Origin of the sequence: Chitinophaga rhizophila (genome assembly GCF_019492185.1) — a bacterium.
GTDB lineage: Bacteria > Bacteroidota > Bacteroidia > Chitinophagales > Chitinophagaceae > Chitinophaga > Chitinophaga rhizophila.
Genome location: NZ_JAICCF010000004.1, coordinates 154,103 through 166,583 on the forward strand (window position 1 = coordinate 154,103; position 12,481 = coordinate 166,583).

At 45.3% G+C, this 12,481-nt stretch carries 13 protein-coding genes and 4 tRNA genes; 5 read left to right on the forward strand and 12 right to left on the reverse strand.

Going from position 1 to position 12,481, the window contains the following annotated elements; all coding sequences use genetic code 11:
- The first annotated feature begins 11 nt into the window (after positions 1–11).
- On the forward strand, positions 12–1,349 hold the full coding sequence (tilS, locus tag K1Y79_RS20740; protein ID WP_220252110.1) for a tRNA lysidine(34) synthetase TilS: 1,338 nt from the start codon (positions 12–14) through the stop codon (positions 1,347–1,349).
- 9 nt (positions 1,350–1,358) lie between these two features.
- Here tilS and K1Y79_RS20745 read toward each other — a convergent pair whose 3' ends face one another.
- The 8 genes from K1Y79_RS20745 to K1Y79_RS20780 form a co-directional block, all read right to left on the reverse strand.
- Positions 1,359–1,811: a response regulator gene (locus K1Y79_RS20745; protein ID WP_220252111.1), complete on the reverse strand. Its 453-nt coding sequence runs from the start codon at positions 1,809–1,811 to the stop codon at positions 1,359–1,361.
- Between the two features lie 48 nt (positions 1,812–1,859).
- Positions 1,860–3,479 carry an ATP-binding protein gene (locus tag K1Y79_RS20750; protein ID WP_220252112.1) on the reverse strand — a complete coding sequence of 540 codons (1,620 nt, stop codon included), beginning with the start codon at positions 3,477–3,479 and terminating at the stop codon, positions 1,860–1,862.
- Positions 3,480–3,484: 5 nt separating this feature from the next.
- Entirely contained in the window at positions 3,485–4,510 is a 1,026-nt protein-coding gene (locus K1Y79_RS20755) for an ATP-binding SpoIIE family protein phosphatase (RefSeq protein WP_220252113.1), read from the reverse strand.
- Positions 4,495–4,905, reverse strand: coding sequence for an anti-sigma regulatory factor (locus K1Y79_RS20760; RefSeq protein ID WP_220252114.1), 411 nt, complete (start codon positions 4,903–4,905; stop codon positions 4,495–4,497). The genes K1Y79_RS20755 and K1Y79_RS20760 overlap by 16 nt, the downstream gene beginning before the upstream one ends.
- On the reverse strand, positions 4,902–5,285 hold the full coding sequence (locus tag K1Y79_RS20765; protein ID WP_220252115.1) for an STAS domain-containing protein: 384 nt from the start codon (positions 5,283–5,285) through the stop codon (positions 4,902–4,904). Before K1Y79_RS20765 ends, K1Y79_RS20760 begins: the two co-directional genes overlap by 4 nt.
- 12 nt (positions 5,286–5,297) lie before the next feature.
- Positions 5,298–6,152: an STAS domain-containing protein gene (locus K1Y79_RS20770; RefSeq protein WP_220252116.1), complete on the reverse strand. Its 855-nt coding sequence runs from the start codon at positions 6,150–6,152 to the stop codon at positions 5,298–5,300.
- An 84-nt stretch (positions 6,153–6,236) separates the two neighbouring features.
- Entirely contained in the window at positions 6,237–6,851 is a 615-nt protein-coding gene (locus K1Y79_RS20775; RefSeq protein WP_220252117.1) for a rhomboid family intramembrane serine protease, read from the reverse strand.
- Positions 6,852–6,896: 45 nt separating this feature from the next.
- Complete coding sequence (locus K1Y79_RS20780; protein WP_220252118.1) at positions 6,897–7,370, reverse strand: 23S rRNA (pseudouridine(1915)-N(3))-methyltransferase RlmH; 474 nt, start codon at positions 7,368–7,370, stop codon at positions 6,897–6,899.
- A gap of 147 nt (positions 7,371–7,517) precedes the next feature.
- Between K1Y79_RS20780 and K1Y79_RS20785 the strand changes: the two genes are divergently transcribed.
- The 3 genes from K1Y79_RS20785 to K1Y79_RS20795 all read left to right on the forward strand — a co-directional run bounded on the left by K1Y79_RS20785 (position 7,518) and on the right by K1Y79_RS20795 (position 8,834).
- Positions 7,518–7,591: transfer RNA gene (locus tag K1Y79_RS20785), tRNA-Arg, on the forward strand.
- 172 nt (positions 7,592–7,763) lie between these two features.
- Positions 7,764–7,837: transfer RNA gene (locus tag K1Y79_RS20790), tRNA-Arg, on the forward strand.
- 460 nt (positions 7,838–8,297) lie between these two features.
- Positions 8,298–8,834, forward strand: coding sequence for a hypothetical protein (locus K1Y79_RS20795; RefSeq protein ID WP_220252119.1), 537 nt, complete (start codon positions 8,298–8,300; stop codon positions 8,832–8,834).
- A gap of 137 nt (positions 8,835–8,971) precedes the next feature.
- On the opposite strand, the gene K1Y79_RS20800 is transcribed toward K1Y79_RS20795, so the two are convergent.
- The 3 genes from K1Y79_RS20800 to K1Y79_RS20810 form a co-directional block, all read right to left on the reverse strand.
- Positions 8,972–9,043, reverse strand: a tRNA-Arg gene (locus K1Y79_RS20800).
- A 250-nt stretch (positions 9,044–9,293) separates the two neighbouring features.
- Positions 9,294–9,367: transfer RNA gene (locus K1Y79_RS20805), tRNA-Arg, on the reverse strand.
- 128 nt (positions 9,368–9,495) lie between these two features.
- Entirely contained in the window at positions 9,496–9,699 is a 204-nt protein-coding gene (locus K1Y79_RS20810; RefSeq protein WP_220252120.1) for a hypothetical protein, read from the reverse strand.
- Between the two features lie 201 nt (positions 9,700–9,900).
- On the opposite strand from K1Y79_RS20810, the gene K1Y79_RS20815 reads away from it, so the two are divergent.
- Positions 9,901–11,616 (forward strand): alpha-amylase family protein, encoded by a 1,716-nt coding sequence (locus K1Y79_RS20815; RefSeq protein WP_220252121.1) that lies wholly within the window; start codon positions 9,901–9,903, stop codon positions 11,614–11,616.
- 187 nt (positions 11,617–11,803) lie between these two features.
- On the opposite strand, the gene K1Y79_RS20820 is transcribed toward K1Y79_RS20815, so the two are convergent.
- Positions 11,804–12,457, reverse strand: coding sequence for a dihydrofolate reductase family protein (locus K1Y79_RS20820; RefSeq protein WP_220252122.1), 654 nt, complete (start codon positions 12,455–12,457; stop codon positions 11,804–11,806).
- Positions 12,458–12,481 lie beyond the last annotated feature (24 nt).

Sequence of the window (12,481 nt, forward strand, 5' to 3'; positions counted from 1 at the left end):
ACTTTCAGCTAATGGATTTACTGACAGATTTTAAAGCATTTATTGATAAGGAGAAACTCTTCTCTGCAGATCAGCCCCTTTTGCTGGCTGTCAGCGGGGGCGTAGACTCTGTAGTAATGGCATGCCTGTGCAAGGCCGCCGGCCTTCACTTCGTTATCGCGCACTGTAATTTTCAGCTCAGAGCCGAAGAGTCAACGCGTGATGAAACCTTTGTAAGCAGCCTCGCAGAACGTCTACAGGTTCCTTTCTGTCACACACGATTTGATACTGCTTCCTATGCTGAACTAAACCGTGTATCCATTCAGGTGGCAGCCAGAGAGCTACGCTATAAGTGGCTGGAAGAAACGCGTGCAGCACAGTCATGCAGTTGTATTCTCACTGCCCATCATATGCAGGACAATGTGGAAACTGTACTGATGAATCTCGTTAAAGGCACCGGTATCTCCGGTCTGCACGGCATTCTTCCTGCGCAGGGTAAACTGCGCCGTCCCTTACTCTTCGCACAAAAAGATCAGCTGCTTGCCTATGCACAACAACATGCTATCGCCTATGTAGAAGACAGCTCCAATGTCACTGTTAAATATACCCGTAATTTCTTCCGCCATAAGGTGATCCCCGTCATGCAGGAAGCTAATCCTGGTATTGTTCCTAACATAGCCGCCAGCATAGACCGCTTCCGCGAAGCAGAAATACTGTATCAGCAGGCGCTGGAAAAGCATGTCCGCAGACTCTTAGTGCAAAAGGGAAACATGTATATGATCTCTGTACTGAAGCTACAGAAGACCACTCCTATGCAGACTGTCGCCTGGGAGATATTCCGGCAGTACGGCTGTACAGCCGCACAATTGCCTCAAGTGCTTGAATTACTGGATAGCAGTTCTGGAAGGATGGTGGAAACAACTACCCACCGTTTTATCCGTGACAGACAATGGTTGCTGATTACGCCGCTTGTGGAGGAAGAATCGCCTGTGATTGTAATAGAGAAAGACAGAAGTGTAGTACCTACTGCCAATGGTGTGTTACGCATCAGAACTGTACTCAGGAAGGAATATACAACAATTCCAACTGCTGCAACCATCGCTTGCCTGGACAAAGCAGCACTGCAATACCCGCTACTACTGCGCAGATGGAAGCAGGGAGACTATTTCTATCCGCTGGGTATGCGTAAGAAGAAAAAACTGAGCAGATTCTTTATTGATCAGAAGTTATCCGTTCCTCAGAAGGAAAATGTGTGGGTACTGGAATCTGCAAAGCGCATTGTCTGGATAGTAGGTCTGCGCATAGACGACAGATATAAGATCACGCCGCAAACTAACGAATTGCTAACAATAGAGTGGGAGGCTTTGTAAGCCCCCACTTTACTTAAAATTATTGATCAGGCTATTGAACTCAGGAAATGAGTGTTTCTTCAGACAAAAGTCATAGAAATGCTGCGCTGAAGACAGGTACTCTTCGTAAGTAAATGGCTTAACCATATAAGACAACGCACCCAATTGCTGACATTCATGCATTTCTATCACGTTCAGTGAAGAAGAAAATATAATCACCGGTATATCCTTGTAGGCATCAAGACTTTTCAATTCACGCAGCGTCTGCGTACCGCTAAGTCTTGGCATATTCAGGTCAAGGACGACCAGTGATGGCATGACGCCTTTTTTACGGTGTATTTCCGATAGGTAGTCCAGCACTTTTTCTCCATCTTCTACCAAAAGAGGTACCTCCGGCAGATTTATCGCGTTAAAGGCATCCTGCATAATGAAACGGTCCTCAAGATCGTCATCCGCCAGCAATATCTTCACAGTATTATCCATAACTGATAAATTCTTTCTTTAATTTGAAAAACCAAATATTCCTGCCAGCTACGCAACGGGTGGCAGTGTTACAATAAATTTCGCTCCGATCCCTGGCTGACTGCTCGCGGTAATACTACCATTGTGCAAGTCAACAATCTTCTTACACATTGCGAGTCCTATACCGGTACCCGCATACTTTTCGCGCGAATGTAATCGTTGAAATAAGCTGAACATCTTATCCAGGTATTTCTCTTCAAAGCCAACTCCGTTGTCTTCAAAGATCAGCTGGATCTGTTGTTCTGCATTTTCCTTCGCGTAGACCTTCACAACCGGTGATCGCTGCTCATCCGAGAACTTGATTGCATTCGACAACAGGTTCTGAAATAATTGCCGCATCTGCATTGGATAAACGGATAAAACAGGTAATGAGATTACCTCTACCCGCGCATGTTTGGCTTTAATAGCCAGGTCCAGATCATTCATTGCTTCTGATGCAATGATGTTCAGGTCTGTCTTCACCAGATGCAGGTTTTCCCTGTAAATACGCGAGAAGTTCAACAGGTCATGGATCAGCTGCGTCATTCGCTGGCTGGCACTCATCATATTGCCGAAATAGAGCTTTCCTCTTTCATCAGTCTGTTCTGCATAGTGCTTATTGAGGTAATCGCTGTAAAATACGATCTTCCGCAAAGGCTCCTGCAGATCATGAGAGGCCGCATATGCGAACTGCTCCAGCTCCTGGTTGCTCCGGTTCAGTTCCTTTACCTTCTCTTCCAACAGCAGTTTTGTTTCCTGCAGTTCTTTGTTGTCCCGGAGGGTTTGCTCCATCACTTTATGGGCATGGATATCTACCATAGAGCCGGTCCAGTAGCTGATATTGGCAGTTTCAGACATCACAGGCGTAAGTGACACCAGGTGCCAGATAAATTCACCCGTATGCTGATTCCGCAGCTCCATTTCCCGTTTAAATGGCTTTCTTTCTGCCACATGTTGCCACCAGAACTCCCACGCTATAGAAAATTCCTCTTCACGCAGAATCGGCTTCCACTTGTTTTCATTTAACTGATGTGCGTCATATCCGGTGAAGGATTGCAGCCAGCTATTTGAATACAGTATCTCGCCTTCGTCATTCAGAGAAAATATCATCAGCGGCAGGGCGTTTGTTACTTCGCGGTACTGCGTTTCACTGTCTTTCAGCTTCTCTGCCAGTTCATGCAGCTGTTTGTTCTTCCGTTTGATCTCGTCGTACGGAGATAGCGGCTGTTCTACGCTAAACGCCGATATCCACTGTTCAATACGACTGCTGATAATCTTGTGTGAGCCTGGTATTTTAAACTCCAGCGTTATTTCTACACCTTTATCTGTTCTGTCCAGTGTAAACTGGTCTACCAGTTTCCGGGCATACACCAGGTTTTCGTTGATCTTCTCAGTAAGGTTGACGTTACGGTCGAATACCTTTGCTATGAGGAATTTCTCCGGATCCTTGATATCGGCACGAATACCGAGTACCAGCGCTGCGTTGTAACCGTACTCAATCACATGCCTGGCTACTTCCGACACTGCGGTTGCAAAAGTAGTTTGTGCTGCCAGTGACAATCCTGCCAGTTCTCCCAGCTTCATAGTCCGTTTGTGTACCAGCACCAGGTCCATATCAGTTTCCAGCGTAATCCGGGTGATTTCCTGCATTGTGTTTATTTTACTTTAACAATCACTACAGACATGTCATCGGTCTTGCGCGCATTATCCTTATAAATAGCGGCGGCAAGTATGGACATGTCATACCTGAAAATTCCGGGATAGCGCATCATTTCCCAGCGTGTTTTGATTCCATCAGAACACATAATCAGTATTTGCTCTTTTCCTGGTCCATGTTCAACTTCCTGTTCGTTCATGGTTCGTGGCAGGTTATGGCCGATGATACCATTATACGGAAGATAAGTTTTGGACGCTGCTGCAGTCCACATCCGCGTATGGATATTACCCACGCCGCATAACCGCCATTTCCTTAAGCGGTAGTTATAAATGGCGATTGAGCCTACCAGTCCGCGTGTACGTTTGACATCTTCATTGATCTGTCTCAGTACTTCTCCCAGATCGGGCAGGAGGCAATACCGGAAAGAGCTGATTGCCGCAGTTACAGCCTTATTGGCTTCAATGCCGTGACCAAGTCCATCACCAAGAAATATGCGGATACCTGCTTTATCAGGATTAATGAAAAAACCGTCTCCGCATACTTTCTCGCCTGGTTTTGGTACCAGTAATGTTCTTATTTCAGGCCCCGGTTTCGGAGGGTATTGCTCCGCAGGTTTAATGTAGAACCTGGATAACAGGATGGTACCCCAGCCTTTAACGGAGTAAATCTGAAGAAAGTCAGATAACCGCTTGATGGCTCCCAATCCCTGTCCAAGTGTTTTGGAAGTAGACATGCCGTCCTGCATCATACGTGCAAGCTCCGTGATTCCCGGTCCGCTGTCAATTGCGATGATCTCAATCGCTGGTTGTGGCTGATCTGTGAGCATTACCAGTACCTCTCCGGTACCAGCATGTTTAATGATGTTAGACCCTATTTCAGCTACGACGATATCAATCTCCGCAACTTTCTTTTCAGGCAGACCGCATTGTATAGAAAGACGGTGCACTTCACGTTTTAATAGGGACAGATAACTTCTGTCTTCTATGTTAAAACTGATCTGCCGTCCGGTTATCCATTCTTCCATTTAGTTATAGTAATGGTAGTTCCTTTACCCACCGTACTTTTAATATCAAATTCACTCACAAGACGCTTTGCACCCGGTAATCCAAGTCCAAGACTTTTGCCCGTAGAAAAGCCGTCTTTCATAGCCTGTTCTATATTGGAAATACCAGGGCCTTTGTCTGAAAAGGTGACACGGACACCATTTTGTCGCTGACCGTTAACTATTTCAATGAGGGCAGTACCTTCTCCGGCATAGCGGAGCATATTTCTGGAAAGTTCGCTGGCTGCTGTAATCAGTTTTGTCTGGTTGACCAGTCCCATGCCAATTTTGACAGCATACTCCTTCAACCTGTTTCTGAATAACACCATGTCCAACTCTTTCGCAATGCGGATATTATCGCTGGATAGTACTATCATTCCTCAGGTTCTTCTTCTTCGGTGACTTGTATTTTTTGCTGAAGCAGTTCCATCCCTTTTTCGACATTCAATGCCGTCTGTACTCCTTTTAATGGTAACCCCAGTTCTACCAATGTGATCGCAACCGCAGGCTGCATACCCACAATAACAGTTTCTGCGTCAAGTATTTTGCTCATGCCTGCAATGTTACCCAGTATTCTTCCCATGAAAGAATCGACGATAGACACTGCAGATATATCAATCAATACCCCCCTGGCACCGGTCTTACTAACCGCCTGCACCAGATCAGACTCCAGATTCAGCGCCAGTCTGTCGTACAGGTCCACCTGAATGGCAACCATCAGGAAATGGCCAATTTTCAGAATAGGTATTTTATCCATCAATTCGTTCTTTTATTTAACCGCTGATTTTCTAACTTCCAGTTGCAACAGGGAATACGCATGCCTTAGCGCGCTTGCCAATGTAGCTTTAGTGATAATACCGGAGAGATCTATTCCAAGATGTACAATTGTCTGAGCAATCTCAGGACGTATGCCACTGATAATACATTCTGCTCCCATCAGACGGGTTGCACTGACAGTTTTGATAAGGTGCTGGGCCACAAGGGAATCAACAGCCGGAACGCCGGAAATATCCAGTATCGCTATATTACTTGATGTGTCAACAATTTCCTGTAATAAACTCTCCATTACTACCTGTGTACGTGCACTATCCAGGGTACCAATAATCGGCATAGCCACAACGCCATCCCAGACACGTATAACAGGCGTAGAGATCTCTGCTATCTCATCAGTCTGCCGAAGAATTACTTCTTCTCTTCCTTTAATAAATGTTTCAAATGTAACAATCCCAAGGCTATCAATCAGTTTGCTGATCTTCAGACTCTCCTCCAGCAATTGTACAGGATCATTTTTGATCTCCTGCTGTAGTATTGACAGCAGGGCGTCCTTAAGACTAAATACGAACGTACCAGTCTCTCTTGGAGAATAACCTTGTTTTGCCCTTGATATAGAAATACCTTCCAGTGCTTCATGTACCGGTGTCAGCGCAATGGAATGTATATCATCCAGATTAACATCGCTCAACGCTTGTAGTAAAACATCTACAAGTTCTTCCGATTGAACCGTCAGCTCCTCGTTAGACATTAAGTCTTCCCGTAGAGAAAAATCCACTAATTGGTTCTTCATCCACAATTCGAGGATCTGCTTTTTCCTTTTCTGTAAAATTTTTGCTGTGTCGAGCTTCATGTGTGTGGCTTGTTTTGCTAAAATGGCGCATATTGTCCGCGCTACACCTGCAAAAAACAAACCGGAAAAGGAAGAAGCCGCTGCCTACAGGCCGTTCAACAGCTGGTTGACGAAGTGTATGCCGATTTTTGGCTCAAAAATAAGTGGGAATAATAAGCCAAACACCGCCCCCCACAAATGCGCATCATGATTGATGCCGCTATGGGCCTGGCTGCGTGACATGTATATAGTATATCCCAGATATATTACACCGTATAATATAGCTGGGAGCGGGAAGAAGAATACGTAAATCCTTGCCCATGGCTGAAACAAAATCGCCGCAAACACCACCGCAGATACCGCACCCGAAGCGCCGATTGTCTGATAACGGTAATTATTTCTGTGTTTCAGAAAAGTTGGCACGTCAGATAGTATCAGCGCCAGCACATAAAAAAGCAGGTAATATGCCTTACTATTAAAAACGGCTGTAAACGCACTTTCAATAAAATTGCCAAAGAAATAAAGGGTGAACATGTTAAACCCCAGGTGCATAAAGTCAGCATGTACCAGCCCTGAAGTGACAAAACGGTAATACTGATTTTTCTCCTTTACCATATATGGCCACATGCTCAGGTCTCCCATACGCGTTTCATTATTAAATGATGTGACGGAGACCACACAGGTAATGATGATAATTGCTAAGCTGATTGTAAATGCCATGCTAACGGGTAATTTATATGTTGAAGATGTAATTATACTGATTTTTTACTGATGATGATACTTCTCCCTGTTGATAACCGTATAAGCACGATACAGTTGCTCAGTCATGATCAGTCTTACCAGCTGATGCGGAAAGGTGAGGGGAGAAAGGGATAACTTCAGCTGCGCTCTTCCCAATACCGCCGCATCCAGTCCGAATGCGCCTCCAATCAGAAAAATCACCTGACGTGTGGCAGCATTCGCCCTTTGCTGTATAAACTCTGCCAGTTGTATCGTCGTCTGCATCTTGCCATATTCATCCAGCGCAACCAGGTAGTCCTGCGGCTGCAGCATATCCAATATCATCTTACCTTCCTGTTTCTTTAGCTCCGGAACGGAAAGACTGGCCGCCTGCTTCACTGTCGGTATCAGTTTTAGTTCAAAATCCACATAATGCTGTAACCGCTTCTGAAAGATAGCGATACCATCCCTGATATAAGGGTCATTCTCCTTTCCAATGCTCCAGAGTTGTATTTTCACTTGCTGATATTTAATGAAATATGTCTGCCTGTTACGGCGGGCGGTAAATGTACGGAACCTGAATATTATGAATCAAACAAAAAAAATATTTCAAAAATTTGGTGATTATATAAATATTCCTACCTTTGCAATCCCAATAACGGGAATGGCTTCGTAGCTCAACTGAATAGAGCATCTGACTACGGATCAGAAGGTTTCTGGTTTGAATCCAGACGAGGTCACAAAACCGCTTCAGCATTGCTGTCGCGACTATTTCAGCAGATCATCGCTGCAATAAAGGGTAAGTTCTTTAAATGATTTCTTTCCGGCTAATGAGTCCGCAGTTCAACTGAACAGCACTGCTGATTAACTATCAGTAATCACCATTACCAAATATGGAAGAAAGCAATGAATGGCTTCGTAGCTCAACTGAATAGAGCATCTGACTACGGATCAGAAGGTTTCTGGTTTGAATCCAGACGAGGTCACACAAAACGAAAGGGTTGTATCGAAAGATGCAACCCTTTTTTATTGGGCCATCCTGCCAGCAATTACCCATAACTCCCTGCTATCACCGGCCATTATATTCCTGTTTGTTTACCTGCAACCAGCCACTGTTAGTTCCTCAACCCCTGGTTGTCACTCCAACCTGCACACGCAATACGCCATTTCCCTGATCTGAGCATCGTCAAAACCGCCCCTCTCTGCTATACGGATAAAAAAATTACATACTTCTCTGCATCCTGCGGGAAATTGTTCGTGTATTATCTGTCAGATAAGCGTTTGTGCTTTACTCCAGCCCTTCACCATTAGTACATCCTGAGTACACCTGTATATCCCGGGGATATTGAAGTGATCCTTAGATGAACTATAGAAACCGGGTCAGTACAAATACCATAGCAGTACTTAACCCTATCTTTATGATAAAATACCTCAAAATCAATCTCTATGGCCATTGTTAAAGACAATATGCTGCTGCAACTGGTGCGTGGCTCCATCGGCAAACTTGTCACTATCTACGAAAGGAACGGGCAGATCATCATGGCGAAGAAGCGTGGGCCATCCACCAGAAAGCCCACTGCCAAACAATTGGAGGCGCGGCATAAAATGACCATCGCCGCCGGCTATGCACGACAGCTGCTAAACGATCCGGAGCTGAAGGCCTATTACGCCTCGCTGGCCGGTCCCGGACAAAACGCTTATAATATGGCGGTAAAGGACGCCTATCGCTCGCCGGAAATACAGCAAATCAGGTTAGAAAACAACGATGTGGTAGTTACTGCGAAAGATGAATTTCGCGTAGCGGAAGTAAAAGTGCAGGTTCTCGATGCAAAAGGCGACATCACTGAAACCGGTGTTGCTATATTGGGGCGCAATGGTATAGACTGGCACTACAAAACACGTACACTGCCGGCAGGAGGGAAGGTCGTGGTAGTGGCAACAGATCTGCCGGGACAAAAAACCGTCCGGGAACTGCTATTGTAAATCGCACTTATCAGGAGTGTGTCGTTCAAAAAGCATTTGAACTGGTTCGGCATGTCCATAACAACCAATCTATGTCAGTTACCACCATAAATAAAAACAGGATACTTACAATAGTTGCAAGTATCCCGTTCTTTCTTGGACTCCGTCTGGATTCAAACCAGAATCCCCTGATCCGTAGTCAGGCACTCTTTCAGTTGAGCTACAGAGCCACACCCGGTTAGGGACTGCAAATGTGCAGTAAATTATTGTACCTGACAACTAAACTGACCGCATATTTTATATAACGGTAACGAATATATATTGAGGATAGTTCGGTGCTATTTCCCGTAAATTATTATTGGGTAAGTAACAATCTAATTATCAGGAGACTGTAGAAGATCGATATTTTGAGAATAGGTAAAACAGTACCTTTGGCGGCTTAAAAATAAAAAGTCCCAGCTGTTGCTGAGACTTTTCCTGTGACCTCGTCTGGATTCAAACCAGAAACCTTCTGATCCGTAGTCAGATGCTCTATTCAGTTGAGCTACGAAGCCATTCCCGTTTTGGGATTGCAAAGATGCATAAAAAAATCATACTACCAAAATATTCTTATAAAAATTTATCGTTTATGCGTACGGTATAGTAAGCATATCAGCAGTAACTCTTTTTATGCAAAGGCGGATCAGCTGTCCTGTTCTGTTTCCTTAATCGCCTCTTCATCTTCCTGCGGATCGGGCATGTCTTCTATATTAGCCCCTTCCCGGATATACTTCTCCGCTTTTTCATCTATCAGGCTCTCGCCCGGACTTACGCTTTCTTCCGGCGATCTATTGCTGGCATTGCCTGTGGCCGGTACGGCCTTCGGTTTATCATCCTGTTGTAACATAAGCTTTCTTTCAAATAGTCAAAAAACTGTGCCATGGTCTGTAGCAGGAAGCCAGATATGGTATCCGGCATGTCATCTTTTATTTCCTAGCCCGCCCCGTAATTTCTGGCATCTGATATGCCTTATCAGGTGCTGATGCCCGCAACTCAGGTCTGCTACGGCTTTGCCTGCTGGACGTGGCTGCATAAAAGCACTGTTTGTATGAAACATTACTACTACCTGTTTACCTGTTTGTTATCATTACATATCTCCTTTAGTTATGCCCAGCACCCGTTGCGCAATCCGGCAGAAGATCGTTGGTATAAAAAGGCCATTATCTACAGTCTCGAAGTACATACCTTCAAAGACAGCGATGGTGATGGCAAGGGCGATTTCCAGGGATTAACGCAGCAGTTGGATTACCTGAAGGGACTAGGTATAGACGCTATATGGTTAGCTCCCTTTCACCCGTCACCCCGCAAAGACGATGGTTATGATGTGGCCGATTATTATGGAATTGATTCCAGTTGCGGAACGAAGGGCGACTTCACCGAGTTTATGTACCAGGCAAAACTGCGGGGGATCAGAGTAATGATGGATATGGTGTTAAATCACACGTCTGACCAGCATCCCTGGTTCCAGCAGGCTAGAAAGAATACCAATTCAGCATACTATAAATGGTATGCCTGGTCAAAGGAACGGCCTTCCAATTACAATAAGGGGATGGCCTTTCCCGGTGTACAAAAGGAGGTATGGACCTACGATTCATTAGCGCATGCATGGTACTTTCACCGCTTTTATAAGTTTCAGCCAGATCTTAATTTTACTAATCCACACGTACGGGCTGAATCAGAAAGAATTATTAGTTACTGGCTGCAACAAGGCATTGCAGGGTTCAGACTGGATGCAGTTCCTTTCATGTTAGAGGTTGCCACACCAGGACAGGACGAGCCTCCGCAGCAATATGAGATCATTCCCGACATGCAACGTTTTGCGCAATGGCGTAACGGCGAAGCCATTATGCTGGGGGAGGCAAATGTTCCACCAAAGGATAATAAGAAGTACTATGGTGAGAACGGAGAAGGCTTACAGATGATGTTCAACTTTTACGTTAACCAGTACCTCTTCTATGCATTTGCTACAGGAAAACTATCTCCGTTTGTAAAGGCGCTGGAAGATACCCGCGCAAAACCTGCATCCTTTCAATGGGCTTACTTTCTGCGCAATCATGATGAAATTGATCTGGGTCGCCTGAGCAAAGAGCAGCGCAACGAGGTATACAAAGCTTTTGGTCCTGATACATCTATGCAATTGTACGACAGGGGCATCCGGCGCAGACTGGCCCCTATGTTGGGAAATAATCAGCGCAGACTTAAAATGGCTTACAGCATGTTGTTTGCACTGCCTGGTACACCGGTGATGCGTTATGGCGATGAAATAGGCATGGGAGACAATCTTCAGTTGAATGAACGGCTGGCTGTGAGAACGCCGATGCAGTGGTCTGCCGCTCCGCAGGCAGGATTTACTACGGCGGCAAAAGCATTCCGTCCGGTGATTGATAGCGGAGAATACGGCTATAAACACCTGAATGTGGCTGCACAACAGCAATCCCGGGAATCGATGCTGCACTTCATGAAAGACATGATCAGCTTACGTCGTGCATGTCCTGAAATTGCGCTGGGAGAGTGGCAGACTGATATTCTCAACGGATCTGTGCTGCGTCTGCACTATCAGTACAAAGGGAAATCCCTGACTATTCTGCACAATTTTGCGGATAAACCACAGCAAGTACAGCTAAGTGGCGCACAGGGTCAGGAGATATTGCAGGAACTCTCTGGTAGCAGGCGCTCCATTTCACCCGGTAAGGGAGGCTATACTGTGAGCCTGGAGGGCTACGGATATGCATGGTTCCGCCATAGTGATGCCCCTGGCAAATGATGCAAAAGGATAGGAGGAATATTAGAACCCGGTTGTCAGACCAGGTAGTATGGCAGAAATAGTAAACGCGTACTGCCGCCTCAAAACGTATATGTTTGTCTTCAACTGAAAGGGGCACGGGTGAAAAAAGCAGTCCCGGCAAACTTTTAAGAGTATACCGGGACTGTGCTTTTAATGGAAGTATTGATTACACTTGCGCATTCACTTTATATGTCAGCCATAATACATCGTCTTCCAGTTGTTTGACCTGCTGTAATTTCAGCAGGGTCGCATTACACCTGCGATCTTTTTCTTCAATTTCAAAAACGGAAGAGGTATCAGTTCTGCCGTCAGCCAATGGCAGCAGCAACTGATGATATTCATCTATCAGGCCTTCATTGAGGAAACTTCCGTTTAGATGTCCGCCACCTTCCAGCATCAATATCTCAATGTTGAATAACGTTTTCAATTTTTCGAGTGCGACAGGGAGGTTGATCTTGTCTTCTCCTGCGAAAACATAAGACACCCCGATCTCCTGGAGATGTGCCAGGTAGCTGTCCTGCACAGCTTCTGTCAGTACGGTGATAACATGTTCCCCCAGCATCTCTGCACTATTCCAGCCCAATTTACCATGACCATCTATGGCTATAGCATAAGATGCCGCATCAGACTTTGCTACATGATCTTCCCGGCTGATGGTATAGTCTATGAGCTTGTGTATGGGTGCAGCATGATGAGTGAAATCCTTTTCCATGGTAGTTCGTCCGACGATCCAGGTTTTATGTCCGAGGGCTTCGTGTGCTTTCTCAAAGCTTTTGGTCAGTTCCTGTACAGTGCTGTTATCCCCCCATTTCTCTCCCAATATCTATCCATCTACAGAGGTCAT

Bases quoted from the DNA above. Each gene is read 5' to 3' on its own strand.
- K1Y79_RS20770 (WP_220252116.1), bottom strand. From the start codon at position 6,152: ATGAAGCTCGACACAGCAAAAATTTTACAGAAAAGGAAAAAGCAGATC.
- K1Y79_RS20745 (WP_220252111.1), bottom strand. From the start codon at position 1,811: ATGGATAATACTGTGAAGATATTGCTGGCGGATGACGATCTTGAGGAC.
- K1Y79_RS20815 (WP_220252121.1), top strand. From the start codon at position 9,901: ATGAAACATTACTACTACCTGTTTACCTGTTTGTTATCATTACATATC.
- K1Y79_RS20755 (WP_220252113.1), bottom strand. From the start codon at position 4,510: ATGGAAGAATGGATAACCGGACGGCAGATCAGTTTTAACATAGAAGAC.
- K1Y79_RS20765 (WP_220252115.1), bottom strand. From the start codon at position 5,285: ATGGATAAAATACCTATTCTGAAAATTGGCCATTTCCTGATGGTTGCC.
- K1Y79_RS20795 (WP_220252119.1), top strand. From the start codon at position 8,298: ATGGCCATTGTTAAAGACAATATGCTGCTGCAACTGGTGCGTGGCTCC.
- K1Y79_RS20760 (WP_220252114.1), bottom strand. From the start codon at position 4,905: ATGATAGTACTATCCAGCGATAATATCCGCATTGCGAAAGAGTTGGAC.
- K1Y79_RS20810 (WP_220252120.1), bottom strand. From the start codon at position 9,699: ATGTTACAACAGGATGATAAACCGAAGGCCGTACCGGCCACAGGCAAT.
- K1Y79_RS20750 (WP_220252112.1), bottom strand. From the start codon at position 3,479: ATGCAGGAAATCACCCGGATTACGCTGGAAACTGATATGGACCTGGTG.
- K1Y79_RS20775 (WP_220252117.1), bottom strand. From the start codon at position 6,851: ATGGCATTTACAATCAGCTTAGCAATTATCATCATTACCTGTGTGGTC.
- tilS (WP_220252110.1), top strand. From the start codon at position 12: ATGGATTTACTGACAGATTTTAAAGCATTTATTGATAAGGAGAAACTC.